Annotated in this window: 26 protein-coding genes and 2 pseudogenes; 26 read left to right on the plus strand and 2 right to left on the minus strand. The window is 63.4% G+C overall.

Annotated elements, in window-relative coordinates:
* The first annotated feature begins 28 nt into the window (after positions 1-28).
* The 7 genes from DFLDMN_RS20795 (at position 29) to DFLDMN_RS20825 (ending at position 6,634) form a co-directional block, all read left to right on the plus strand.
* Positions 29-649: a cytochrome b gene (locus tag DFLDMN_RS20795; protein WP_423199770.1), complete on the plus strand. Its 621-nt coding sequence runs from the start codon at positions 29-31 to the stop codon at positions 647-649.
* A gap of 446 nt (positions 650-1,095) precedes the next feature.
* A complete protein-coding gene (locus tag DFLDMN_RS20800) occupies positions 1,096-2,643 on the plus strand; it encodes an LA2681 family HEPN domain-containing protein (protein WP_423199771.1) in 1,548 nt (515 codons plus the stop codon).
* Positions 2,644-2,688: 45 nt separating this feature from the next.
* Positions 2,689-2,799, plus strand: coding sequence for a phosphatidate cytidylyltransferase (locus tag DFLDMN_RS20805; protein ID WP_423199772.1), 111 nt, complete (start codon positions 2,689-2,691; stop codon positions 2,797-2,799).
* Between the two features lie 12 nt (positions 2,800-2,811).
* Positions 2,812-3,537, plus strand: coding sequence for a hypothetical protein (locus DFLDMN_RS20810; protein ID WP_423199773.1), 726 nt, complete (start codon positions 2,812-2,814; stop codon positions 3,535-3,537).
* The gene (locus DFLDMN_RS20815; RefSeq protein WP_423199774.1) at positions 3,534-4,403 is read left to right on the plus strand and encodes a hypothetical protein; all 870 of its coding nucleotides are present in this window, start codon (positions 3,534-3,536) and stop codon (positions 4,401-4,403) included. The genes DFLDMN_RS20810 and DFLDMN_RS20815 overlap by 4 nt, the downstream gene beginning before the upstream one ends.
* A 92-nt stretch (positions 4,404-4,495) precedes the next feature.
* A complete protein-coding gene (locus tag DFLDMN_RS20820) occupies positions 4,496-5,437 on the plus strand; it encodes a hypothetical protein (protein WP_423199775.1) in 942 nt (313 codons plus the stop codon).
* Positions 5,438-5,461: 24 nt separating this feature from the next.
* The gene (locus DFLDMN_RS20825) at positions 5,462-6,634 is read left to right on the plus strand and encodes an MFS transporter (RefSeq protein WP_423199776.1); all 1,173 of its coding nucleotides are present in this window, start codon (positions 5,462-5,464) and stop codon (positions 6,632-6,634) included.
* Positions 6,635-6,726: 92 nt separating this feature from the next.
* Here DFLDMN_RS20825 and DFLDMN_RS20830 read toward each other — a convergent pair.
* Together DFLDMN_RS20830 and DFLDMN_RS20835 are read right to left on the minus strand one after the other, a co-directional pair.
* Positions 6,727-6,915: pseudogene (locus tag DFLDMN_RS20830) on the minus strand (EAL domain-containing protein); the annotation flags it as partial.
* Positions 6,907-7,194 (minus strand): annotated as a pseudogene (locus DFLDMN_RS20835) (IS3 family transposase); the annotation flags it as partial. The pseudogenes DFLDMN_RS20835 and DFLDMN_RS20830, both read right to left, overlap by 9 nt.
* A 531-nt stretch (positions 7,195-7,725) precedes the next feature.
* Between DFLDMN_RS20835 and DFLDMN_RS20840 the strand changes: the two are divergent.
* The 19 genes from DFLDMN_RS20840 (at position 7,726) to DFLDMN_RS20930 (ending at position 23,347) form a co-directional block, all read left to right on the plus strand.
* Positions 7,726-7,965, plus strand: coding sequence for a flagellar biosynthetic protein FliQ (locus DFLDMN_RS20840; RefSeq protein WP_423200523.1), 240 nt, complete (start codon positions 7,726-7,728; stop codon positions 7,963-7,965).
* 24 nt (positions 7,966-7,989) lie between these two features.
* Positions 7,990-8,751, plus strand: coding sequence for a flagellar biosynthetic protein FliR (locus DFLDMN_RS20845; protein ID WP_423199777.1), 762 nt, complete (start codon positions 7,990-7,992; stop codon positions 8,749-8,751).
* Positions 8,751-9,851, plus strand: a complete 1,101-nt coding sequence (locus tag DFLDMN_RS20850; protein ID WP_423199778.1) for an EscU/YscU/HrcU family type III secretion system export apparatus switch protein — start codon at positions 8,751-8,753, stop codon at positions 9,849-9,851. The genes DFLDMN_RS20845 and DFLDMN_RS20850 overlap by 1 nt, the downstream gene beginning before the upstream one ends.
* Positions 9,848-11,902 carry a flagellar biosynthesis protein FlhA gene (locus DFLDMN_RS20855; RefSeq protein ID WP_423199779.1) on the plus strand — a complete coding sequence of 685 codons (2,055 nt, stop codon included), beginning with the start codon at positions 9,848-9,850 and terminating at the stop codon, positions 11,900-11,902. Before DFLDMN_RS20850 ends, DFLDMN_RS20855 begins: the two co-directional genes overlap by 4 nt.
* A 16-nt stretch (positions 11,903-11,918) precedes the next feature.
* The gene (locus DFLDMN_RS20860) at positions 11,919-12,641 is read left to right on the plus strand and encodes a flagellar hook-basal body protein (RefSeq protein ID WP_423199780.1); all 723 of its coding nucleotides are present in this window, start codon (positions 11,919-11,921) and stop codon (positions 12,639-12,641) included.
* A gap of 59 nt (positions 12,642-12,700) precedes the next feature.
* Positions 12,701-13,492, plus strand: coding sequence for a flagellar basal-body rod protein FlgG (gene flgG / locus DFLDMN_RS20865; protein WP_423199781.1), 792 nt, complete (start codon positions 12,701-12,703; stop codon positions 13,490-13,492).
* Positions 13,493-13,537: 45 nt separating this feature from the next.
* On the plus strand, positions 13,538-14,476 hold the full coding sequence (gene flgA, locus DFLDMN_RS20870) for a flagellar basal body P-ring formation chaperone FlgA (protein WP_423200524.1): 939 nt from the start codon (positions 13,538-13,540) through the stop codon (positions 14,474-14,476).
* A gap of 11 nt (positions 14,477-14,487) precedes the next feature.
* The gene (locus DFLDMN_RS20875; protein ID WP_423199782.1) at positions 14,488-15,081 is read left to right on the plus strand and encodes a flagellar basal body L-ring protein FlgH; all 594 of its coding nucleotides are present in this window, start codon (positions 14,488-14,490) and stop codon (positions 15,079-15,081) included.
* Entirely contained in the window at positions 15,081-16,238 is a 1,158-nt protein-coding gene (locus DFLDMN_RS20880) for a flagellar basal body P-ring protein FlgI (RefSeq protein ID WP_423199783.1), read from the plus strand. Before DFLDMN_RS20875 ends, DFLDMN_RS20880 begins: the two co-directional genes overlap by 1 nt.
* Positions 16,239-16,329: 91 nt before the next feature.
* The gene (locus tag DFLDMN_RS20885) at positions 16,330-16,674 is read left to right on the plus strand and encodes a flagellar basal body rod protein FlgB (protein ID WP_423199784.1); all 345 of its coding nucleotides are present in this window, start codon (positions 16,330-16,332) and stop codon (positions 16,672-16,674) included.
* A gap of 10 nt (positions 16,675-16,684) precedes the next feature.
* Positions 16,685-17,146, plus strand: coding sequence for a flagellar basal body rod protein FlgC (flgC, locus tag DFLDMN_RS20890; protein ID WP_423199785.1), 462 nt, complete (start codon positions 16,685-16,687; stop codon positions 17,144-17,146).
* Complete coding sequence (fliE, locus tag DFLDMN_RS20895; protein WP_423199786.1) at positions 17,143-17,478, plus strand: flagellar hook-basal body complex protein FliE; 336 nt, start codon at positions 17,143-17,145, stop codon at positions 17,476-17,478. Before flgC ends, fliE begins: the two co-directional genes overlap by 4 nt.
* Positions 17,479-17,544: 66 nt before the next feature.
* Positions 17,545-19,014 carry a flagellar basal-body MS-ring/collar protein FliF gene (fliF, locus tag DFLDMN_RS20900; RefSeq protein ID WP_423199787.1) on the plus strand — a complete coding sequence of 490 codons (1,470 nt, stop codon included), beginning with the start codon at positions 17,545-17,547 and terminating at the stop codon, positions 19,012-19,014.
* Positions 19,011-19,631 (plus strand): hypothetical protein, encoded by a 621-nt coding sequence (locus DFLDMN_RS20905; RefSeq protein WP_423199788.1) that lies wholly within the window; start codon positions 19,011-19,013, stop codon positions 19,629-19,631. Before fliF ends, DFLDMN_RS20905 begins: the two co-directional genes overlap by 4 nt.
* Complete coding sequence (locus DFLDMN_RS20910) at positions 19,628-20,422, plus strand: FliH/SctL family protein (protein WP_423199789.1); 795 nt, start codon at positions 19,628-19,630, stop codon at positions 20,420-20,422. Before DFLDMN_RS20905 ends, DFLDMN_RS20910 begins: the two co-directional genes overlap by 4 nt.
* Positions 20,419-21,741, plus strand: a complete 1,323-nt coding sequence (locus DFLDMN_RS20915) for a FliI/YscN family ATPase (RefSeq protein WP_423199790.1) — start codon at positions 20,419-20,421, stop codon at positions 21,739-21,741. The genes DFLDMN_RS20910 and DFLDMN_RS20915 overlap by 4 nt, the downstream gene beginning before the upstream one ends.
* Positions 21,734-22,225 carry a hypothetical protein gene (locus DFLDMN_RS20920; RefSeq protein ID WP_423199791.1) on the plus strand — a complete coding sequence of 164 codons (492 nt, stop codon included), beginning with the start codon at positions 21,734-21,736 and terminating at the stop codon, positions 22,223-22,225. Before DFLDMN_RS20915 ends, DFLDMN_RS20920 begins: the two co-directional genes overlap by 8 nt.
* A complete protein-coding gene (locus DFLDMN_RS20925) occupies positions 22,222-22,968 on the plus strand; it encodes a hypothetical protein (RefSeq protein WP_423199792.1) in 747 nt (248 codons plus the stop codon). The genes DFLDMN_RS20920 and DFLDMN_RS20925 overlap by 4 nt, the downstream gene beginning before the upstream one ends.
* Positions 22,952-23,347: a flagellar hook capping FlgD N-terminal domain-containing protein gene (locus DFLDMN_RS20930; protein ID WP_423199793.1), complete on the plus strand. Its 396-nt coding sequence runs from the start codon at positions 22,952-22,954 to the stop codon at positions 23,345-23,347. Before DFLDMN_RS20925 ends, DFLDMN_RS20930 begins: the two co-directional genes overlap by 17 nt.
* Position 23,348: the final 1 nt, after the last annotated feature.

The raw sequence follows: 23,348 nt of genomic DNA on the forward strand, positions 1-23,348 counted from the left end.
GGACGACCACTCCACATGAGGGGATGACATGAAGCCAGGCGTGGTAGCGGATCGGGCGGCGGTGCTTACGTCGAAGCCAGATAGACCGGGTTGCGCGGCAGGGTCCCGTCGCCGCGCCGGCGGCGTCCGGACGTTCCATTGGCTTGCGGTCGTCCTTGTGCTGTTGGCCTACACGCTGAGCAAGGGAGATCGCTATTCCCTCTACTCGGCGGAGGCCGACGGACTGCGCAGGTGCCACGAGACAGCCGGCATACTGCTGCTGGCCGTCGTCATGCTGCGGTTGCCTTGGGCCTGGCGCACCGGAATGGTCACCCATCCGCAGGCGGTGAAATCTATGCCGCGGTGGCTGGCAGCGTCGGCAACGGTGGTCAAAGTCGCGCTTTACATGCTCCTCGTCATGATCCCGATGACGGCGGTGCTAGGTACCTGGCTCGAAGGCATTCCCATCACGCTGATCGGACTCGATATTCATCCGTGGATGAGAGCGGCGCGTGGCATGGGGCAGCTTGCCATGGCGACCCACTCCTTTCTTGTTCAGTTCCTTCTTTGGATCGCGGGAGCTCATGCCACCGCGGCGCTTTTCCATTACTTCCATATGCACGACGAGGTTTTGCAGTCGATGCTGCCCGGCAAGGGACGGAGAGAATAGACAGATCGTGGACCCCGCAAAGGCGGAATGCGATCTGTCCATATCCACGGTTGGCTCGTAGCGGCAGTTGAACGATCAGCATGGCCTGGCACCTGTCGAAGCTCACCGTAGCTGGAACCGCCACCACTTATGAATCAATTGCTTAGGAAAAAGGCGCAATCAAATCCGGAACTGGCGCGGTCATTCAAGATGGAATTCTGCGAGCAAAAATTCATCTGGCTTGGAAATTTGCGAAGCGCATGCGCCGAAGTCCGCTAGCGGCCATGAACGGTCAGTCGACATGGTTGCCTGAATCGTCGACAATTCGCGCTCACAGCATCGTACGGTGGAGCCACGTGTACGTTAGCTTCGCCGATCTCAGCGATCTTCTGAGGTGTCGAAGCAAGGTGCCGAAGCGGACTTATCAGCGCTGTTGAGTCACATACTGGCCAAAAATTGGATACGCTATGGACGCGTTCTACGACGATCTCAAACTAGATTCTTTGCCCGACGTCGATTGCCTGCGCATCATTGGCACAGCCATAGATAAGGCCGGCGACGACAATGACGCAACCCTGAACGCTCGTGCGCTGGCGTGGTGTGAACAGATTGACGCGCGGCCCCTGAGCGGCGAACACGCCGTAATGCTCGACTACTTCCGGGCAAATGCATTGGCGTTTGCGGGTGCTCGTCGCCGCTCCGAGGGAGATTCTGCCTGGGAGTGGGACCAGCAAGAACTGCAACAGCAGATCTACTTTTTGAGGCGCGCAACTAGGCATCCAGAATACGAAAAATTAGATCTTCTGATGCAATGTCAAGTCTTGACGAATTTAGCGAGCGCTCTGAGCCGTTGCGGGCGATTCGTAGAAGCAAGCGCAGTGTGGGGCGAGGCCTTGCGCAAAAATCCAAAATTCTGGATGGCTAGAGGCAATCGCGGCAGCTCCTTGATGGACTACGCCCGTTTGCACAACGACGGTCCGCATGGCCCAATTCTCATGTGGTTCGCCCATCGTGAACTCAAGCAAATGCTTAAGGACCTAGATGACGAGCCAACTCTGGGCGATCAGGGCCTGCGCTCACATTTTGCACTCAAAATCGACCAAATTGAGCGTTACTACAATTTGGAAACGATCAATGAGGCGTTCTCGTTGGATGCGTCGGAAAGCAAGCTGAATGTCGACGATGAATACCGGCGCTGGTGCCTGTTGAGTGGGCTGTATTTGAACACCTTGAACGACATTGGGCCGTTCGAGTTGGCGGCGCACGACGACCTCGATTTACCCAACATGGTCACGAAGCTCGGCAAGGCACCCGTCGTGGTTGGTTTTTTTAACCAGCTTAAACAGGAGTTTGTCTCTGCCCGCTGGTTGTATTTCGAAGCGGTAAATTCCGACGAGATCCATGACTCGGACTTAGGGGTGTATCTCTATAACACGCTGGATTACCCCGCGTATGGTCTATCCGTAGAGAAGCTCAAGATCTCGTTCCGCATGGCTTACTCGATCCTGGACAAGATCGCGTACTTCCTAAATCGATACCTTGAACTCGGCATCGCAGAATTCGATGTGTCATTTCGCAGCATCTGGAAGCGGAAGAAGTCCACCTCGGTTCGGCCGGAATTCGCCGCATCCAAGAACTGGCCCCTGCGCGGCCTTTATTGGCTAAGCAAGGACCTGTTCGAGCCCGCGTTTGCGGACGTTATTGATCCGGATGCGCAAGGACTCAGCAAGCTCCGGAACCATCTGGAGCACAAGTACGTGAAGGTGCACTCATTCGCATTACCGGAATCAGATACATCGGATATGTGGTTCGATGACTTTGCGTACTCGCTCACCGTCGACGAACTCGAGAGCCGCACACTTCGGCTACTTCGCCTTGTCCGCGCTGCCTTGATTTACCTCGTATTAGGTATGCACGCAGAAGAACGGCGTCGGCACGACGAGTTGCCAGCCGATGCACTGCTCGGTGAGTTTGACCTCATACCCTTGGAGGATGAGCGAAAGCGGCGGAACTGAGACGGTGAGGCTCGGGCCACATGAGCGACCGCTTTTGTCAAGCGCGTGCTGCAAGTCAAGGACTATGGCACGTGCCTGGGCCCGCATGGCGGTTTCATGGATCGGCTCGATGCCTTTGTTCCGGCAGTCATTGCCGGTTGCCTCGTCGTTGCCTGAGATTCATATGCTGTGTACTTTGATCGCAAACAGGATGTCATGACAACAGACGAGACCGACGCACCTATTCGCGCCTTTATCGATGACGTGGCACGCGCATGCAACGCAAGCGGCCAGCCTTGCGGACTGCGCGAGATGCTGTTCTGTATCCGGGATATTCCCTACGGCCGCCCTGCATTGCCACGCGATCCGCTGTCCGTCCTCGCGGACTGGCGGGGCACTTGCTCTGGCAAGCACTTGCTGGCTGCTCGCGTGCTCGACATCATGGGGGTGGCATCGCGCCTGTATTGTCAATCCTATCGCCTCGATGACGCACAGGATGCGTTGCCCCGCGCCGTGACTCAGTCCTATGTGGGCCATGGCATCTGGGATGTCCACAACTACCTGGAAATCGAGACGGCGTCCGGCCCGCTGAAGATCGACGTGACCTGGTCTCATACACTGGCCGATGCCGGATTTCCCACCACGCTGGATTGGGACGGGGCCACGGACTTCCGCATCGCGGCGCCGCCTGGCGAGGCCATCCAGGTAAATGATCCGGCCGCGTTGAACGACCTGAAGGAATCGCTCCTGGCACGCCTGAATATGGCGCCTGCACGGGCGATGCGCGAGCAATACATCCTTGCACTGGCCGCCTTCGCCAGTCGGCATGGCTCGGCAACGGGCCGAGACGAGGGAATCGCGCTGACGCTGCAGGCAATACGTTCCCGTCAAGCCCCGCACGGAGCGGCGGCATGACGGACCCCAGATCGATCCTGCTCGTAGGCAAGCCGGCCTACTACTGGAGCTACCTCGCACCGGTGGCCCGGGAATTCCGTCGCCGCTTCGAAGAGCCCGTCACGGCTGTGGCGCTGAAGGGCGCCTTCGGCGACGACCCCTCGTTCGTGCGGCCCGGCACGCTGCGCCCCTACCGGCGCGCCCGGGTTGCCATTGCTTTCGATGTATGGTCGATGATTGCGGCACGGGCATGCGCGCGCACCGTCGTGTACGTCCACCATTCGCTGGTTGGCAAGGGATTGGTGTTTCGGGGTCATGAGCCGTTCCGGCCATTCGCCTTCGCCAACATGCTATGTCTGCCGTTGCCCGAACGGGAACTCGACATGCCTGTGCGCACCCGCGCCAAGGTCAGAATCACGGGTCATCCGCCCTTTGACTGGCTTGTAGCGGAAACGCCATTGCAGCACTGGCTGGAAGCGTTGCACGCTTGGGGCGACAACGGTCGCCGGCTGCGCGTGGCCGTGCTGTGCACGCATGGCGAGTTCGGCTCTGTACATCTGCTGGACGATATCGCACGGATGCAGCCGGCCGATCTCGATCTTGGGGTAAAGCTTCACGGGTATCTGGGCAAGCGCACCCTGCCTCCCGGCGTGCGGGATTTGGGGGATTGCCCTACTGCGCTGATCGTTCAGCACAGCGACCTGGTCATTACAGACCATTCCACGGCCGCCGTCGAAGCCCATGCCTTGGGCGTGCCATGCATCTGCTACCGCTCCGCCGCCCTGACCCAACTCCAGCAACGCTATCCGACGCTTTCGGAGTTTGGCTACCTCGACGACGCCCACTCCTACGAAACGGTAGCCGGGCTCACCGCGCTGCTGCGGTAGCCACCGCGGCGTACTCACGCCAAGCCACAGATGCTGGATGCCGATCCAAGCGCGTCGGCCCGCCTTCTAGACCTCTGTATCCAGTCATGACCATGCTGAACATCGAAAACACCGACACATGGAGCCGGGTGCCTGGCAAGATCGATGTCTATCGCCAGGACGCCGGATTCCTCTGCGCAGCCGCCGCACTGCAGGCCACTGATGGCACCAACGCAGCGCATGGGCTGCAAACGACCACCTATGCCCTGATCAAGCCCGATGCATTCGCATTCGGCAAAGCCGAGCCGGCACTTGACTACCTTCTGGCGCACAGCTTCACCGTGACGTCCTACCACGTTCTCCAGTTGACGGAAGCACAGATGCTGGGTCTTTGGCGCTACCAGTGGAACCGGGCAACGCCGGCCCGCATGACGGCGTCGCTATCGATCGGCCTGCTGGGTCCGTCGATCCTGGTGGTGCTAAACGGAAGTCACGCGGCGGGCGACGCCCCGCCCGCGGCACCACGGCTCTGGTCGCTGAAGGGCTCCGCCTCCGCGGCTGGCCGTTCGCCAGACCGCCTGCGCTCCGTGCTCGATGTAAGCGGGCGCTACTTTGGCTACGTTCACGTGCCCGACGAGCCTGCCGATGTGGTCCGAGAGCTTGCATGGCTGCTCGGTACACCGGCAATGGTCAACGTCATCGCCGGGAACCGGCCCGGCGAATATTGCGAGCCGGCCTTGCGCACGCGCATGCTCGCCATGCAGACCCGGTTCGGCCTGCCATGGACACCGCACGCAGTGCCGCCCAACTCGCTCGCCGGCGAGCGCGACGCAGCGGCCTCCGTTGTCATGAACGGCTACACCGAGCTCTGCTCGCCCGAATTTGCACACGCCGGGTGTGAAGCGAGAGATGAGGCGTGGCGCCGTGTGGCGGCATGTGCCCCGCTGCTCCAGGACAATCGGGAAGGGGTCCGCGCCATCGTCGAATCAGGTGACGTCACCGATCCGGCCACCCTGTGGCGCACGATGCCCCGGTGCACCAGCGTAGCAGGCTGACGCGTGCCGGCGGAGGCCAGAAATATGTCAATCCCTGCACGAAGTCTCGCGTGTCTGCTGCTGGCCAATATTCTGTTTCACCTACCCTACAACGCTGGCCGCGCCACAATCCAGGTACTTATGCTGCGCGCCGGTGGCGGAGGCCTGGAGATTGGCATGGTCAGCGCACTGTTCGCGCTGCCTATGCTTCTCTGCGCGGTCCCCGTCGGCAAATGGACAGCGCGCGCCGGCACGGGCACGCCCTCGCGTGTCGCCGTGGCCTTCCTCACCCTCGGGCTGGCGTTGCTAGCAGCATTGCCCATGCCTTACGTTTTCCCCGTCTCGGCCACGCTGATCGGCACCGGATATTGCATCTGGTACGTGACCGTCAATGCCTGTATCGGCCTGCAATCCGGCAATGCTGCCCGGCTGACCAACTTCAGCCGCCTCTCGCTTTCATTCGCGCTCTCATCGTTGCTTTCGGGGGCGCTTGTCAGCACACTCGACCTGCACGGATGGCGGGCAATGGTGATGGGTTTATTGGCCGGGGTGTTGTCCGGCGCGGCGATTCTCGCCGTGTGGCTAGCACCTTTTTTCGCCAAACCGTCAGCGGAAAAGTCCGGTGCTGCGGAGGAAACGACATTGCCGCCGCAGCAGCCGCGAACGACCGTCCTGCGGAGCCTCTACGTGGCCATGTTGCTGGCGGGCGTCGCGTGGGACGCCATTCTGTTCGGACTGCCATTCATGACGCAATCCATCGGCGGCACGGCATTACTCGGGGCTTGCCTATCGGTATTCGCCGGCGCTGCCGCATTCAGCCGCCTCTGCATGAACCGGTTGATCACCGGCGCCTCAGTCCGTACGCGAATACTACTGTGCCTGGCAACAGTCGCGAGCGGAACGGCCGCAATCGGCTTAAGCGTGACGGGGCCTGCGCTGGTCGCCGCGGTTGCCCTGAGCGGAGTGGGGCTTGGGCTGATCAAGCCCTGCATTTCGGACGCGGTCTGCGCGCAGTCGCCAACGGCGTCGGCGGCATCCAATCTCAGCGTGCTGCCTACTCTGCTCGCGCTGTCCGCCGTGGTTGTGCCGACTGCCATGGGATGGCTAGGCGCGATCCTCCCAGTGTTCGCCTGGTATCTGGCGCTGGCGGTTGCCGTGCTGGTACTGGCGGCGTTCCTCCGCCACACCTGGGAAGCCCCCCGCTGCATCGAGGCATAGCTCTCCACCGAGCCGGGTCTTGCCCGCCGCTTTGGTCGCGGCCCGTTCCAATTTTTCTGGCCGGTCGCCGAGGAACCTGGACGCCGCCCACCTCAAGTCACGGTGCTCACAAAGGCCTCAAACGCGCTGGGGTCGACCGGCGGGCAGAAAAAGTAGCCTTCCCCGTAGTCGCAGCCGGCGGCCAGCAAAATGTCACGCTGCGACTCGGTCTCGATCCCCTCCGCAATCACGCGGATGCGCAGGGCATGCGCCATGCTGATGATGGCCCGGCAGGCTGCCAGCGTCGCCCGACACGGGTATCCCAACGCCTTCAAGGTTGCAGCAGCACAGCGCCCGTGGCTTAGATAGTGATCGACGGCCGCCTGCTTGTGTTCGGCCGAGTACCTTGGCCGTAGACGCACATAGCCAGCCCGCAAATCATGACACTGTTCGTACTCGCGATACCAGGCTTTGAGGGCGTTCTTCGTCGAGTATCCCAACTGTCGAATAGTCGCTCCGATGCGCTTGCCTAACTTCAAATACAGCCGAACCGCGTGCAGACGGTCTTCATACGAGTACATGAACTACCTCCAGGTAGTCCAAGTTTTCGGCCGCACCCCGAAACTACATGGGTGACACGACGGAGCATTCTGAGATTGCCCCATTCCAGTGCTTGTTTATGGCGAGTCCGCGTGACTGGAGTAAATATCGCCGCTCCACACGCGCCACTGAGGAGGCCATTGAGAACACTCCGAATTGTGAGTTGTGGCAAAATCGCCTCGATTGCTTACAACGATAAGGTAATGCCGCGATCATTTATGCGATGCAAAGATGCGCTATAGTGCGCCTAGCGGCACATTGGCAAGCATGAGGCGTGAACCCCATTCAAGTTGGGCTTGTCGGCAGAAAAAGCCGGTAGCAAAATTGCGTCGCTCACACGAAGCGACGCGCACTGCTGAAGAAGATCAAGGGGATTCGATCCATACCACGGTGCGACGAGTAGAGAAGACGCGAGCTGCGATCGCAGGTTTCCTGAAGCAAGAGCGGCTATACATTGTAGAAAAATAAGAAGGGTAGGGTCGGTTATGCACGCGGATCTCGCGTTACGCATGATGTCGGGGCTTTTGTGGACAGGACTTACAATCTGTCTACCGATACTTGCGGTCATTATGGCAGTTGGGCTTGCCATCAGCCTTTTGCAGGTAGTCACGCAAGTCCAGGAAATGTCTCTAACATTCGTACCGAAGCTCATTGCGACAGGCATCATGCTTATCGCGCTTGGGCCATGGATGCTGCGTAAGCTCACCGGCTTCTGTACGCAACTCTGGACTAGTATCCCCACACTGTTCTGAACTTCCTAGAAGGAATTGGAAGTGATGAACTTCTTCGGCTTGTGGGCCGTATCGCTGCTACTCGTGAGCATCCGTATCGGCATGGTATTGGCCATGACACCCATTCTGGGCGCCATGTCGATTCCGGCTGTCCTGCGCGTGCTGATTCCGCTCGGTATCGCCGCGGCGATGACGCTCGCGTTGCCCGTTACGCGATATCGCGGCGATATAGACCTGATGGCAATCATGGGCGCCGCCGCGATCGAGGTGGCCGTTGGCGCCATGCTAGGGCTCGGTGTGCTCTTCGCCTTCGCCACCTTTTCGGTGGCGGGTCGCTTGCTCGATATCCAGATCGGGTTTGGCATCGCCCAGCTGTTAGATCCCGCGACTCGCCAGAACGTCCCGCTGCTCACGGGCGTCATGACCCAACTCGGGGTGCTCTGCCTGTTCGCGATGGACGTTCATCACACCTTGCTGCGGGCGCTGGCCTACAGCTACGACGTCTTTCCTGCTGGCGAACCGTGGGCGATCGCGCAGAGTCTGCCCGTCGTCATCCGGCATGCGGGCAGCATGTTCATGCTGGCCTTCGCGCTTGTCGCGCCGGTCGTGACGGCGTTGCTGCTGGTCGAGCTTGGACTCTCCGTACTGTCGCGCAATCTCCCGCAAATGAACATGTTCGTGCTCGGCATGCCCATCAAGGTCATCGTCGGCGTGGGGGCGCTCGTGGTCTGGATCGGCGTAGCCGGCGTGCATGTGTCGCGCATCTTCGACGCGATCTTTCATAGCTGGGAGGCATTGTTCCGATAATGGCGGACGAAGATCTCGACAAGAGCGAAGCCGCTTCCGCCTACAAGCTGAAGCGCGCGCGCGAGCAGGGCCAGGTTGCCAAGAGTCAGGAGGTGACGAGCATGCTCATGATGGCCGTCGCGGTGGCATTGCTGCACGCTCGCGGGCTCGATGGAATCATGCGGGAGTTCCGCTTCGACGCGGCGCTGCTGCAACGGGTTGCCGCCGATGGCAACAGCGCGACGGTGCTGCGCCTGCTCGGCGCCACGCTCGACCACTTGGTGTGGTCCCTCATGCCATTCCTGATCACCGTGGTGATCGCGGCCATTGCCGGCAATGTTCTGCAGACAGGCGTGCTCTTTGCTCCCAAGGCGCTGAAGCCCGACTGGACGCGACTCAACCCGGTGACCGGTCTCAGGCAGTTGCTCTCGGTGCGCACGTTGTTCCAGGCATTTCGTGCCTGCGTGAAGCTGGTGCTGCTAACGCTCGTGGTCTGGTATGCGCTGCTGGATCTGCTGCCGCAGTTCCACCGGCTGGCCGCATTGCCGCCGCGGCGCTATATCGACACGGTACTGAACGACATCGGCGCGATCGGGTTGCGCGTGACCATCATCCTGACGCTGATTGCAGCGATCGATCTGCTGTTTATGCGCCGGCAGTTCTCGAAGCGCATGCGCATGAGCAAGCGCGAAGTGAAGGACGAGCACAAGCAGCGTGAAGGAGATCCGCGGATCCGACAGCGTCAGCGCGAACTGCGCCACTCGATGGCCCGGAAGGTCGGTGCGATCGGCAAGGCGGCCGACGCCGATGTGATTATCGCGAATCCGACGCACCTCGCCATCGCGCTCGAATATCGCCATGGCCAGATGGATTCGCCGCGCATTGTCGCCAAGGGTGCCGGCGCGCTGGCGTTCGCGATTCGCAAGATCGGACGCAACCATGCCGTCCCCATCGTCGAGAACCGGCCGCTGGCGCGCGCGCTGTTTCGGCAGGCGGAGATCGGTCAGCACGTGCCGCCGGCACTCTATGCCGATGTGGCGCGCATCATGGTCTGGGTACTCGCGATGCGGCGCGCGCGGCAGGGTGCCCAGTCGGTGGCGAAGGCAGGGGGAATGTCATGAAACAGTGGCACACTCTTCTTTCGAGTCAGGGCGATGTGCTGCTGGTTGGCCTCGTGCTGGGCATTCTGCTCGTCTTGTTCGCGCCGATTCCGCGCGGGCTGCTCGACTTTCTGATCCTGACCAACTTTTCGTTCGCGTTCCTGATTCTGCTGCTGACGTTCTATATGGCACGTCCAGTGGAGTTCTCGACATTTCCGTCGCTGCTGTTGATTGCGACGCTCTTTCGTCTGTCGCTCAACGTGGCGGCAACCCGGCTGATTCTCGCGGATGCCGATGCCGGCAAGGTGATCGCGGCAATTGGCTCCTATGTAGTCGGCGGCAACTATGTGATCGGGTTGATCGTCTTCCTGATTCTGATCGTCGTGCAGTACGTGGTGGTGACCAGCGGCGCGCAGCGGGTCTCGGAAGTGGCGGCGCGCTTCACGCTCGACAGCATGCCGGGCCAGCAGATGAGCATCGATGCGGATCTGAACATGGGCTTCATCGATCAGGAGGAAGCGCAGCGTCGCCGCAAGAACCTGGAGAAGGAAGCCGCGTTCTACGGCGCGATGGATGGCGCCAGCAAGTTCGTGAAGGGCGACGCCATCGCCGGCATCATCATCATGTTGATCAACATCGTCGGCGGGCTGGTCATTGGCACCATGCAGTTTGGTATGCGTTGGTCGGAGGCGCTGCAGACCTACACGCTGTTGACGATTGGCGATGGCATCGTGACGCAGGTGCCGGCGCTCGTGATCGCTGTCGGCACCGGCATCATCGTTACGCGCTCGGCATCGGACGCTAACCTCAGCAACGAAGTGCTGCGTCAGATCACGTCATTCCCGAAGACCTTGCTGCTGGTGGCCTGCGCGCTTGCCGGCCTCGTCTTGCTGCCGGGTATTCCGGCGGTGCCGGTGCTCGTGTTGCTGGCATTGGTGACCACCGTCGCGCTCATCGCACGTCGGGTCCGGCAAGCCGGGGACAAGCCGGAGGCGACGGCCGACGCCGGCGATACGCAAGCACCGAAGGCCGGGGACGATGCCAGCTACGCGAACCTCGCGGTGGAGCCGATCGAGGTTCATGTGGGATCGGCATGGTTGCCGCTGGTGAGTCAGGGAGGTGGCATGTTTATGGATCGCATCGCGCTGTTCCGCAAGCAGCATGCGCATGAACTGGGCCTGGTTCTGCCGCCGGTGCGCTTCCGGGAAGGCGCCCGGCTGGCGCCGAACCAGTATGAAATCCAGATCGACGGCGTCGCGCGTGCCAAGGCCGACGTCCGCATGGAACGCATTCTGGCGATTCATCCGTCGGGGGATACGCGCGCGATCCCGGGCGAGCCGACCAAAGATCCCACCTATGGGTTGCCCGCGCTATGGATCGAGGCCGCTCAGCGCGACGAAGCGGTTGCCGCGCGCTTCACGCTCGTAGATGCGCAAACGGTATTCCTGACGCATCTGACGGAGATCCTGCGCCGCGAGTCGGCCACGCTGCTGACGCGTGCCGACACCGAACGTCTGCTCGCGCGCGTTCGCGAAAGCCATCCCGGTCTCGTGGAAGAGTTGATACCGACCGTGCTTTCACTTGGCGACGTGCAGAAGGTGCTCCAGCATCTGTTGCGCGAGAAGGTCAGCATTCGACATATAGAGGCCATTCTGGAGACGCTTGCCGATGCCGGGCGGGTAACCAAGGACCCGATCGCGCTGACGGAAGCGGTGCGGCAACGGCTCGGCTCCGCCATCTGTCAGGCGCTCGTCGGCGACGCCGGCGCGTTGCAGGTACTGACGCTCGATGCGGGCATGGAGGCGGGCTTCCTGCAGAACCTGCATACGGCCGACGGCGTGGCGCAGATCGCGATGGACCCGCGTCTGGCGGAGCAGTTCATTCAGCGTCTGGTCATGCAGGCCGAGAAGATGATGAAGAGTAATCTGCTGCCGGTGGTGCTTTGTGCGCCCGAACTGCGCAGGCATATCCGCAGCCTGTCGGAGCGTGTGCTTCCGCATTTGCGTGTGATCTCGATGGCGGAAGTACCGCACGCCGTGGAGTTGAAGTCGTTCGGTGTCGTTAGTCTCTAGCGTTAAGGACAGAATCGTGCAACAGACCCTTGCCGTGGCCCTGACCGGTTTGCAGATGGATGCAGACCGGCTCGATCGTATTGCGTTGAATCTGGCCAACGCCTCGACGCCCGCCTACCGGCGCCAAGTCGCCGGCCTGCAGCGTACGTCGGCACCTCAGTTCGCATCGCAGGTGGAAGTGGGACTCACCCATCGCGCGGGCGCGACCACGGTGTCGGACACCCGTGCCGGTACCCTGCGTGCCACCGGGCAGAGCCTACAGCTCGCGCTCGCGGGGCAGGAGTTTTTCGAGGTGGCCACCAACTCGGGGCCTGCCTATACCCGCAATGGCGACTTTCGGCTTGACACGCGCGGCCGGCTGGTTACGGCCAGCGGCAACGCTGTGATGGGTCGCGGCGGCGAGATCGTGTTGACCAGTCCGAATCCCACCATCGACGCTGCCGGCGTGATTCGCGATGGCGCCAACATCGTGGGCCAGCTAAAGCTCGTCACCTTTACCGACCCGAAGTCGCTGCGGCGCCTCGGCGATGGATTATGGGCACCGGGCGAAGGGATGACGCTTCTGCCCGACACATCGCAGAGCGTGCGTCAGGGCTATCTAGAGAACAGCAACGTCAGCCCGCTCGTGGAGATGCTGCAACTGGTGGAAACCATGCGGCACTTCGAATCGTTGCAGCGCATGACACAGGCTTACGACGACATGGTTGGCCAGGCCATCCGCAAACTCGGCGAGGGCTGATTTCAAGCGTTTCGTTTATTTGCATTTCGAGCACGTCCAAACACTCTACGCATACCACCATGCTTGACGCTCTCTATATTGCCGCCACCGGCATGCAGTCCCAGCAGACCAACGTCGACACGATTGCCAACAACCTGGCGAACGTCAACACGCCAGGATTCAAGAAGGGACGAGTCAGCTTTTCGGACCTCGTGTCGCAGGACACTACGCCGGTATCGACCGGCAGCGCAGACCTCGTCATCAATCTCGCGGCCGCAGCGCGGACCGGGGTCGGAGTCGGGATCGCGAGCATGGGCCGCGTGCTGGACGTCGGCGATATGAAGAAGACTGATTCGCCGTACGACGTCGCCATTGCCGGTCAGGGCTTCCTCGAGGTGCAGATGCCTGACGGCAGTCGCGCATTCACGCGTGGCGGCACGCTCAAGGTGAACCCGGACGGCATGCTGTCCACCCAGTCTGGCTATCCGCTGAAGCCCGGCATCGCCATTCCCGAGAACGCGACCGACATGTCGATCACCGCTGACGGCCATGTGATGGTGCGCGTTGCCGGGCAAGCCACGGCGACCGACGCGGGCCAGCTGGAACTCGTGAAGTTTCCCAATGCGGGCGCGATCACGCCGATGGGCGACAACCTCTATCGCACCAACGATACGGCGGGCGAGCCCATCGCCATGCGCGCGGGCGATGACGGCACCTCGCAGATCCAGCAAGGGTTTGTCGAGTCGTCCAACGTGAAGCTGATTGACGAGATGGTCAGTCTGATGGTCGCGCAGCGCGCGTATCAGGCCAACGTCAAGATTGCCCAGGCCTCGGACGAGATGCTGGGCATGATCAACAATCTTCGCCGCTGAGCCTTGCATATGAATGCAACCCATCGCTGGCGCGCGTGCGTGCTCATGGTGCTGTGCACGGGCGCGGGCGTGGTGAGCGCCGATCCCGGCGCGCACGTCGCGTTGCCCGAGCGCGTGCAGGTGAGGCGCGCTGAGGTTGTGCTCGGCGACGTCGCGCAACTGCGGGCGAGGGACCTCGACACCCTGCGTCAGCTGATGGCGTTGTCGATTGGTCCGGCACCGCGCACGGGTGAGGCCATCGTGCTGGAGTCACGCACGCTCGCGCGCTTCGTGAAGATGCATCTGAGGCTTCCGGAAGGCGCGGTGAGCTGGGAAGGGGCGCGGCGGGTCCGCATCGAACGCGCCATGCAGCCGTTGACCGGAGAGCAATTGCAGCGGGTCGCGCGGCACCAGCTGGAGACATGGCTCCGCGCGCATCACGATCGTTTTGCGTTGACCACCGCGCAGGAACTGCAGGCGCTCTCGATTCCGGCGGGCAAACTCGAGCTCCGTGTCCGCGACGTACCGGACAACCAGCTGGCGACGCGTCGCATGCTGATGTGGGTGGACGTTTATGTGTCCGGCGACTTCATTCGGACGGTGGCGGTGCCATTCGATGTCAACGTCTACCAGGACGCCTGGGTAGCGAAGCGCGACGTCCGTGCCGGCGCGGTGTTGCAGGCGGACGATTTCGATCACAAGGAGATCGACATCGCCAGGCTGGGGGCGGTGCCCGTGACGAGCCTGCCCAGCGGCTCGCAGATGCGTCACAACGTGCTGGCCGGCACGCCGTTGCTGCGGTCGGCGGTTCAGGCGGTGCCCGCCGTCATGCGTGGGCAGATCGTGACGCTGCGCAGCCAGATCGGCGCGATCGCACTGGAGGGCCGGGCGGAAGTATTGCAGGATGGGTGGCCCGGTGCGCGCGTACAGGTGCGCATGCTCGCGGCGCGCGCGCCGGTCGTGGCCCGCGTGATGGAAGACGGTAGCGTAGAGGTCGTGCAGTGACTGGAGTCAGAATGAAGAAGACGCTTGCGGCATATGGGTTGCTGGGATTGCTGGTGGTCGCGGCGCAAGTCATGGTGACGCCTGCGCTGGCCGAAAGTCTTTATAGCGAACGACAGTTCCGCCCGCTCACGGCGGATAACAAGGCCTTTCGCATCGACGACGTGATCACGGTGCAGGTCTACGAAAACGCCTCGGCGGCGGCCAACGCGGACACGGCGACCCGGCGCAAGAACGATGTCGGCGGAAATCTCACGGTGACGCGCACACCGCCGTTTGCAGCGAATCTCAACGTTGCAGGCGATTTCGACGGCGGCGGTCGCACGAGCCGTGCGGGAAAGGTGCTGGCGCTGTTGACCGTGCGCGTCCAGGACATTCTGCCGAACGGCGATCTGCGCGTCGCCGGCGAGCAACTGCTGGTGATCAACGGGGAGCAGCAGCGCATCAATCTGGAAGGCCGCGTCAGACCGCTCGATATCTCGGACGGCAACGTAGTCCTGTCGACGCGCATTGCCGATGCCCGTATCACGTACGTCGGCGAAGGCGATCTGTCAGAGCGGCAGACACGAGCCTGGTGGCGCAAGGCTCTCGATTTTCTGGGGCTGTGATGACGATCGCAATGAATCATGGCTTCCGCATCCTTGGCGGCGCCGTCGCGCTCGTCGCTTTGCTGTTCATGCTGCCGGCAGGCATGGCAATCGCGGCGACCGAGGGGCCGGTGCGTGTGAAGGACCTCGGCAAGCTGCAGGGGTGGCGTGAGAACGCGCTCGTCGGATACGGCGTCGTGACGGGTCTCGCGGGCACTGGCGACGCCCCCACCAATCGTTCGACCAAACAGGCGCTGGCCAACGTCTTTTCGCAGTTCAACATGACCGTCCCGCCGGAGCAGGTGCAGAGCCGCAACGTCGCGGTGGTCATGGTCACCGCTTCGCTGCCGACGTTCGCGCGCGAAGGCGACACCGTGGACGTCACTGTGACGTCCGCCGGCGATGCCAGAAGCCTGGTAGGCGGCACACTGCTGCTGACGCCGATGAAGGCGCCCAACGGACGCATCTATGCGCTCGCGCAGGGGCCCCTGTCGGTCGGCGGATATCGCTACGACGCCAACGGCAACGTCGTGCAGAAGAACCATCCGACGGTCGGCTCGATTCCAGCCGGGGCGACGGTGGAAGTGGGTACGGGTGCCAGCATGGTCGACGCGCGGCAGCAAATCACCTTTGTGCTGTCTGAGCCCGACTACACCACGGCCAATCGGGTCGCGAACGCGATCAACGCGCAGCTTGGCGCGCCACTGGCGGAAGCGCGCGATGCGTCGGGCATCGAGATCAGCATTCCGGACGCCCAGCGCGACCACGCCGTACGTTTTTTTGCGCGTCTGGAGAACGTAACCGTTGAACCGGATCGTCGCGCCAAGGTGGTGATCAACGAGCGCACCGGTACGGTGGTGACCGGTGGCGATGTGAGGCTGGCGCGCGTTGCCATTTCGCATGGCGACCTCAAGATTTCCATCGTCACGGACCATACGGCATCGCAACCGCTGTTCGTGGGGTATGGCGGCCAGGGCGTGCGCACCGCGATCGTGACCAATTCGCGGGTCGATGTGGACGAGCGCAATTCGCCGGCATTCGTCGCGGCGACGAACAACACGGTGGCAGATCTGGTGCAGGCGCTCGCGCAGATGAAAACCAATACGCGCGACATCATCTCGATTCTGCGCGCGGTGAAGGCGGCGGGAGCGTTGCACGCCGAGCTGGTGGTGCAGTGATAGACACGAGTGCAACGGAATTCGACGGCGGCAGGATCAATCAGAGGGATCGACAATGATTTCAGGAATCGAAGGCGTCACCACGGCGGCATTGTCGCTGGCACTGGATGCGGCATCGTTGCAGCACCGGGTGCTGGCGGCCAATGTTGCCAACGTCAACACGCCCGGATATGTGCCGATGCGGCTGCGCTTCGCCGCGCAGATCAATGGCAGTGCGTCGCGCCGGGCAACGTCGTTGGCAGATCCGGCATCGCTGTTTTCGGTGCGGATGTCGCTACAGCCCGCGTTCGACCCAAGCGGAGCCGCGGCTACCGTGCAACCGGATCAGGAAGTGGCGGCCATGTCGGAGAACGCGCTGCACTATCAGGCGCTGGCGACCGCGCTGGACAAGCATCTCTCCATTCTTTCGAGCGCCGCCTCCGACGGCAAGCGCTGAGCGAGGTCATATGGATTATCAGCAGTCTTTTGCCGTTAGTGCCCTGGGAATGAGCCTTGAGCGCATGCGCGTTGATGTGTCGACGCTCAATCTCGCCAATGCCAGCTCCGTTATTGGTGCCAACGGTGCCGCTTATCAACCGATGCGCGTGGTGTCGTACGCGCGCACGCCGCTGACATCCACATCGGCGTCGGCCGCCTCGGAAGGCGGCGCCTTTACCGCCATGATCGATCGCGCGCTGTCAGCCCCCGCCGCGTGGCTGGAGCCGAGCGCCACCCCGATGCGGCGGACCTACGAACCTGGCCACCCGTATGCCGATGCGCAGGGCTTCGTGTCATACCCCGGGGTCGATACCGCAACGGAGATGATGACGATGATGTCCGCCACCCGCGCTTATGAGGCTAACGTCGCCGCGCTGACCATGGCGCGTGGCATGGCCATGAAGGCTCTCGAAATCGGAGGCAACGTATGACAATTCCCGTTCTGGCTGAAGTCGCGGCCGCCGCCATAGGCGCCATCACACCCACACCCGCGGTCACGGCGCCGGACGCTGTGGCCACATCCGCGACGTCGCGCACGGGCACGCCATCGTTCGGCGGCATGGTGAGCACCGGCCTCGAACAGGTCAACCAATCGCTGCTGACCAGCCAGCAGGACATGCAGAATCTCGCCGTGGGGAATGTGCAAAGCCTGCATCAGGTGATGATTCGCCTCGAAGAAAGCAAGATCGCGTTCCAGTTGATGATGCAGGTGCGCAATCGCCTGCTCGAGTCGTATCAGGATGTGATGCGGATGCAGGTATGAACGCGGCTTTCATGCGCCAGGGCGCAATTGAAGAACGGCAATCGATGAGCATGAGCAGGGGATGATGTGCTGAAGGATTTATGGAATGGGCTCTCCGGCGCGCGCCGGCTCAGTCTGTTGATAGGTGTGTTCCTCATCGTCGGTGCGACGGTGCTGGGCGGCTTCTGGCTGCTGCGCACGGACGAGCAGGTCTTGTTCTCCGGTCTATCGCCGCAGGATGCCGGCGTGATGACCGCCGAGCTCGATCGCATGAAAGTGCCATATCGTCTGGCCGACGAAGGCGCGACGATCCTGACGGACGCCGACCTCGTACACAAGACCCGGCTCAAGCTGATGGGCAAGGAGTTGCCGCTTCACGGCGGGGTGGGCTTCGAGCTGTTCAACGCGGGCGACTTCGGCATGACGGAGTTCGCGCAGAAGGTCAACTACCAGCGCGCGCTGCAGGGAGAGCTTACGCGGACGATCCTCTCGATCGCGGATGTGAAGTCGGCGCGCGTCCATATCGCGTTGCCGGAAGAGGGGTTGTTCAAACGCGCGGACAACAAGGCGAAGGCCTCCGTGACCGTCGGCATGAAGGACGGCAAATCGCTCGCCACCGACCAGACGGCGGGGATTCAGCGCCTCGTCGCTGCATCGATTCCGGGTCTGGTCAGTCAGGATGTGACGATCCTCAACGAGCAGGGCGTGGCGCTGACACGTTCTAGCCAGCCGGAGGCCGGTGGCGAGGGCGGGCTGCGTCTCGATCTGAAGCGGGATACGGAGCAGGCATTGGCGCGAAAAGCGACCGAAGTGCTCGAGCGCACCTTCGGCGCGGGGCAAGCCATGGCAAGTGTCGACGTGACGCTCAACATGGATGCGGTGCGCATCACCACGGAGGATGTCACGGGCACGCCCGGTCGCGGTAATCAGGCGCTGACGGGCGTGGTGGTACGCGAGCGCGAAAGCAGCCACGACGGCGGGCTGCCGCTAGGCGTTCGCGATGCATCCGGGGGCAGCACGCAGCGCGAGATCGAGTATCAGGTCGGCAAGCGCGTGGAGCAGGTCATCAGCCAGCCCGGCTCGATCAAACGCATGCAGGTGGTCGCGATCGTCAGACGGCCGCTCTCCGCAGAACAGCTGGAGCAGGCAAAAGCGCTGGTGGCCATGGCAGCTGGCATCGTTGTGGAACGCGGCGATGCCGTGCTGGTGCAGACGTCTGGCACATATGGCGCGGCAACTGGCGCGTCGGCTTCGGCGCAGGACGCAACGGCCGGCGTCGACACCCGTGTCGCCACCGACATGGCGGAGTCCGCGCGCACGGCATCGGCCTCACGAACTACGGCCCTGCGCGGCGGGCTGGTACCGGCCCTCGGCGCGCTTCTGGTGCTGGTCATCGGTGCCGCCGTCGGATGGGGGCTGGGACGATCGCGCAGGTCGATGAGCCTCGATGGCGCGAATATGACGCCCGCGCAGCGGGACGCCATGCTCGCGCGACTGCAGGGATGGCTGGAGGCGTCGGAGACATCTCGCGGCCCTCGTCATGGAGGTCAGGCATGACCGCGATGTCGATAACGGAGGAGGCCACCGGTGGCGATCTACGGCGCGCGGCACTGGCCCTGCACGCGATGAGTGCCGTCGACCGTGCCTGGATGCTCGGTCGCCTTCCGGCAGCTTCGCTTGGTACGCTGCGCGGACATCTGCGGGAGCTGCAGGCACTTGGCGTGCCGCGCGACAGTTCACTGCTCGATGTCACGGACGTCGAGCCGCCCGACGAGGGCGCGGGGCCCGATTGCAACAGCAACGCTTCTCTCGCGGTGCGCGCGGCCGCGCTGCCAGCGGAGCGGGTCGCCGAAGCATTGCGCGAAGAACCGGCGAGCCTGGTCGCGTCGCTGCTCGCGATTCAGGATTGGCCGTGGCGGCAGGCGGTGTTGCAGCGGCTCGGCGCCAGTCAGGCGCGACATATCCAAGAGTATGCATTGACGGCCATGCTGCGTTCGGCACCGGCCCGTGACGCGATGCTCATGCGCACGCTGATCAAGCGTGCGGCATCGTCGTCGCGCGCATCGCATGCCGAGCGGCATCCAGCCGTGCGCGCGACCCGGCGGCGTGGTCACCAGTACGTCTCGTACGTGGCCGGCCTGTGGGAGTTCTTCTCGCGCAAGGTTGCCGCATGATGCGCGTCACGCCATCTCGCGTTCTGAAGACGGTGACGGTCGACGTCGAAACACGCGCGATCGGCATCCGGCGGGCGCCGCCCGCGGTCGTGGTGCCTGCGGCGTCAGTCGCGGGGCCGCTCGAACATCAGCCGGCGTTCTCCGCAGCCGACGGCGAGGCAGCGACCCAGTCTTCGAGGGCGGCAGAAACGCTCGGCTATGAAGCAGGCTATAAAGCGGGCTATGCGCAGGGACAGCGAGAAGGCCTGACCGACGCCGAGCAGCGAGTCGAGGAGGCGACGCGCTGTGCGGTGGAGACCGCCGAGGTCGAGGCGAAGACGGCGCGCGATGCGGAGCGCCAGCGGATCGACGATGCGCTGGCCGAGCACGCGGCGATGACGCGACGCGTGCTGGAGCATGTCCAGCAGCATGTGGAAGCCGCGCTCGGACAGATCGAGGAACAGGCCGTTGCGATCGCCTACGAAGCGGTATGTCGGCTGGTTGCGGAAGCGGCTCCGGGTGTGGACGCGGTCCGCGCGGCGATTCGCGGCGCGTTTGGCGAATTGCGTGGTAAGCCCGCGCTGCGCGTCCGGCTCCATCCTCAGGACCTCGCGACATTGCAGGCCGGCCCGGATGCACAGGCCGTGCTGCAGGGGTTCCCCAAGGTAAGCTGGACCGCGGACGATAACGTCGCCATTGGCGGTTGCATGGTCGATACAGCGGCCGGCACGCTCGACGCACGCTTCGAGGTACAACTGCGCGCGCTTGGCCAATCCTGGCGGGACGCCATCACGAAGGCGCGCGCGTCATGACGGCACTCATGGACGCCGTGCGTGCCACCACCGCCACGGCGGTGCTGACCGAGCGTGTCGGCGCGGTGACCCGGCTCGCGGGCCTGACGATCGAAGCCGCGGGTCCCGATGCGGTGATCGGCGAAGTGTGTGCGATCTCGACGCAGCGCGACGGTCCGCCGGTCATGGCGGAGATCGTCGGCGTGCGTCCGGGGGCCGTCACCCTGATGCCGTATGCCCCCGTGCACGGACTCGGCGTCGGCAGCCGCGTCGTGGCGACAGGACGCACGGCAAGTATCGCCGTGGGCGACAGCTTGCTCGGCCGCGTCATCGATGGTTTCGGCAATCCGCTCGATTCCGGCGAGGCACCGTCGTGTACCCGGCGCCGGCCGCTGCATGCGAGCCCGCTCAATCCGATGCAGCGCCCGCGCATCGAGCATGTGCTCGAAACCGGCGTGCGCACGATCGACACGCTGCTCACGCTTGGTCGGGGGCAACGCGTCGGCATTTTTGCGGGAAGCGGCGTGGGTAAGAGCACGCTGCTCGGCATGATCGCGCGGCACGTTAAAGCTGATATCAACGTGATCGCGCTCATCGGCGAGCGCGGACGCGAGGTGCGCGAATTCATCGACAAGCAACTCGGCCCCGAGGGGATGCGGCGCTCGGTGGTAGTCGTGGCAACGTCGGATCAGCCCGCGCTGGCGCGTGTGCATGCGGCCTATGCGGCGGTGGCCATTGCCGAGTCATTTCGCGATGCCGGCAAGCAGGTGCTGCTGACGATGGACTCCGTGACGCGCCTGGCGATGGCGCGTCGCGAGATCGGTCTCTCGGCAGGTGAGCCGCCCACCGCCCGCGGCTATACCCCTTCGGTATTCGCCGAATTACCCCAGCTTTGCGAGCGTTGTGGCACGGCGGCCAGCGGTGGAAGCATCACGGCGCTCATGACGGTGCTCGTCGAGGGCGACGATATGAACGAGCCCATTGCCGATACGCTGCGCGCCACGCTCGATGGCCATATCGTGCTGTCGCGCGCGCTGGCGCATCAGGGGCAATACCCGGCTATCGACGTGCTGCAAAGTGCGAGTCGGCTGATGTCGGATCTGGTCGATCGGCAGGCCCAGATGCTGGCGACCGAGGCGGTCCGCAAGCTGGCCCTGCTCGAGCGGAATCGCCAGCTCGTGGATATCGGTGCGTATGAGGCGGGCAGCAACCCGGAACTGGACGCGGCGCTGGCACGCGCGCCCGCGCTGCGCGCCTTCCTTGCCCAGACCGAGGGCGGCGAGGACCGCGTCGCGGCGCTGGAGCAATTACGGACGGCGGTGGAGGCGGCGCATGGATAGCCGTGGATTTCGCTATGGGCTCGAACCGGCGTTGAAGCGATTCGACTGGCGCGTTGATCGTGCCACGCGCGAACTCGCGGAAGCGACGGCGGCCTGGATGGCGCAGCGCGATCGTCATGCCGCGCTGACTGCCGAGCACGATGCCGTGCTGTCGACGCTGGATGCCTCGCTCGGTGCGCCGATCGATGTCGTGCAGCGTGGGCAGGCACTGCGCTATCTCGGGCAGACACGCGTGCGGCTCGCGCGCAGTGCCGGCGAGCTCGATGCATGCGCGACAGTGCGGCAGACGGCGCTGCGCGCGCTTGCCGATGCACATCGTGCGATGGAACTGCTGACGCAGCACAAACAGGATAGTCGCGAGGACTATGCAGCCGAGGCCGCCCGACGCGCCTCGCTGGCGGCCGACGACGACTGGACCGCACGTCAGGGATGGAAGCAGTCCTCACCCGAAACAGAACAGCCGGGCGAGGGAGAACCTTCATGACGACCCGACTCGATCTGCTGGCTCCGCCCGAAGGGCCGCTCGCAGGCACGTCGAACGCCGCCGCTGCACGTGTGAGCAAGGAGGCGTGGCAGAGCGAAATGGAGCGCGCGCAGGCGCAGCAGTGGTTCAAGCCGGCATTGAACTATCGCCAGCATGCCGCTACCGCAATGGCCGCGTTGCCGGCAAAGCCAGACGGCCGGCCCGCCGCTGCCGAAGTCAGGCTCGATCCCGGACGCGCGACGCAGGGACTCGCCATAGAGAGTGTGCGACTGGCGCTCGATCTCGCCGATGTAACCGCCGCGCGTGCCGACGCCCCTGCGTCGCATCCGCTGGAATCAACCCAGGTCGCGCTCGATCCGGCGTTCGCTCAGCAGTCGCGCCTCGGCGTGCCGGGGCGAGGCGGGATGCCATTGGCCGCGCCCGGCGACGTGGCCGCGCTGGCGAGTGTGCCCGAAGTCGCCGCGAAGGCTGCCGGGGTTCTGCGACCGGTTCGCATCCATCTGGAAACCGGCGCCGGGGGCGCGCACCTCTGGATTGGCGCGAACACGGGCGCCACGGATCAGATCCTGCAGGCGATCGCCGAGGTACGGCGACGTCTGGACGAGCGCGGTATCGCGCTGACTCGTATCACATGCAACGGCAAGCCGTGGCATGACAACCAAACCGCCGCGGGCGCGCGGATTGCGCAGAGGCAAGACCATCCCGATTTCATGGAGGGAGCACACGATGGCATCGATCGATAGCGTTGGCAGCACGAGTCTGCAATCCGGCAGCATCGGCTTGCAGGACTTCCTTAAGATCCTGCTGACGCAACTGACCTACCAGGATCCGCTCAAGCCAATGGACAACCAGGAGTTCATGGCGCAGATCGCGCAGTTCACGTCGCTCGAACAGACGCAGCAGATCAATACCAAGCTCGACACGATGCTGTCGAGCCAGTCATCTCTGCAGTCCGTCGGCCTGATTGGAAAGACCGTCGAGGTCAGCACGCAGTCCGGCACCACTGTCGGCACGGTGTCCTCGCTGTCCCTCGCGAGCGGGTCTCCGCAACTGACGATCACGACGACGGCCGGGGCGACGTTGCCGGGCATCAGCCTGTCGCAGATCCAGACGATCCGCTAAT

It is taken from the genome of Cupriavidus sp. H19C3, from assembly GCF_049393815.1.
Classification (GTDB): domain Bacteria; phylum Pseudomonadota; class Gammaproteobacteria; order Burkholderiales; family Burkholderiaceae; genus Cupriavidus.

Bases quoted from the DNA above. Each gene is read 5' to 3' on its own strand.
- DFLDMN_RS20850 (WP_423199778.1), top strand. From the start codon at position 8,751: ATGGCGGACGAAGATCTCGACAAGAGCGAAGCCGCTTCCGCCTACAAG.
- DFLDMN_RS20825 (WP_423199776.1), top strand. From the start codon at position 5,462: ATGTCAATCCCTGCACGAAGTCTCGCGTGTCTGCTGCTGGCCAATATT.
- DFLDMN_RS20800 (WP_423199771.1), top strand. From the start codon at position 1,096: ATGGACGCGTTCTACGACGATCTCAAACTAGATTCTTTGCCCGACGTC.
- DFLDMN_RS20920 (WP_423199791.1), top strand. From the start codon at position 21,734: ATGGATAGCCGTGGATTTCGCTATGGGCTCGAACCGGCGTTGAAGCGA.
- flgA (WP_423200524.1), top strand. From the start codon at position 13,538: ATGGTGCTGTGCACGGGCGCGGGCGTGGTGAGCGCCGATCCCGGCGCG.
- DFLDMN_RS20815 (WP_423199774.1), top strand. From the start codon at position 3,534: ATGACGGACCCCAGATCGATCCTGCTCGTAGGCAAGCCGGCCTACTAC.
- DFLDMN_RS20925 (WP_423199792.1), top strand. From the start codon at position 22,222: ATGACGACCCGACTCGATCTGCTGGCTCCGCCCGAAGGGCCGCTCGCA.
- DFLDMN_RS20820 (WP_423199775.1), top strand. From the start codon at position 4,496: ATGCTGAACATCGAAAACACCGACACATGGAGCCGGGTGCCTGGCAAG.
- DFLDMN_RS20795 (WP_423199770.1), top strand. From the start codon at position 29: ATGAAGCCAGGCGTGGTAGCGGATCGGGCGGCGGTGCTTACGTCGAAG.
- DFLDMN_RS20855 (WP_423199779.1), top strand. From the start codon at position 9,848: ATGAAACAGTGGCACACTCTTCTTTCGAGTCAGGGCGATGTGCTGCTG.
- DFLDMN_RS20840 (WP_423200523.1), top strand. From the start codon at position 7,726: ATGTCGGGGCTTTTGTGGACAGGACTTACAATCTGTCTACCGATACTT.
- DFLDMN_RS20880 (WP_423199783.1), top strand. From the start codon at position 15,081: ATGACGATCGCAATGAATCATGGCTTCCGCATCCTTGGCGGCGCCGTC.
- flgC (WP_423199785.1), top strand. From the start codon at position 16,685: ATGGATTATCAGCAGTCTTTTGCCGTTAGTGCCCTGGGAATGAGCCTT.
- DFLDMN_RS20910 (WP_423199789.1), top strand. From the start codon at position 19,628: ATGATGCGCGTCACGCCATCTCGCGTTCTGAAGACGGTGACGGTCGAC.
- DFLDMN_RS20875 (WP_423199782.1), top strand. From the start codon at position 14,488: ATGAAGAAGACGCTTGCGGCATATGGGTTGCTGGGATTGCTGGTGGTC.
- flgG (WP_423199781.1), top strand. From the start codon at position 12,701: ATGCTTGACGCTCTCTATATTGCCGCCACCGGCATGCAGTCCCAGCAG.
- DFLDMN_RS20845 (WP_423199777.1), top strand. From the start codon at position 7,990: ATGAACTTCTTCGGCTTGTGGGCCGTATCGCTGCTACTCGTGAGCATC.
- DFLDMN_RS20915 (WP_423199790.1), top strand. From the start codon at position 20,419: ATGACGGCACTCATGGACGCCGTGCGTGCCACCACCGCCACGGCGGTG.
- DFLDMN_RS20930 (WP_423199793.1), top strand. From the start codon at position 22,952: ATGGCATCGATCGATAGCGTTGGCAGCACGAGTCTGCAATCCGGCAGC.
- DFLDMN_RS20905 (WP_423199788.1), top strand. From the start codon at position 19,011: ATGACCGCGATGTCGATAACGGAGGAGGCCACCGGTGGCGATCTACGG.
- fliE (WP_423199786.1), top strand. From the start codon at position 17,143: ATGACAATTCCCGTTCTGGCTGAAGTCGCGGCCGCCGCCATAGGCGCC.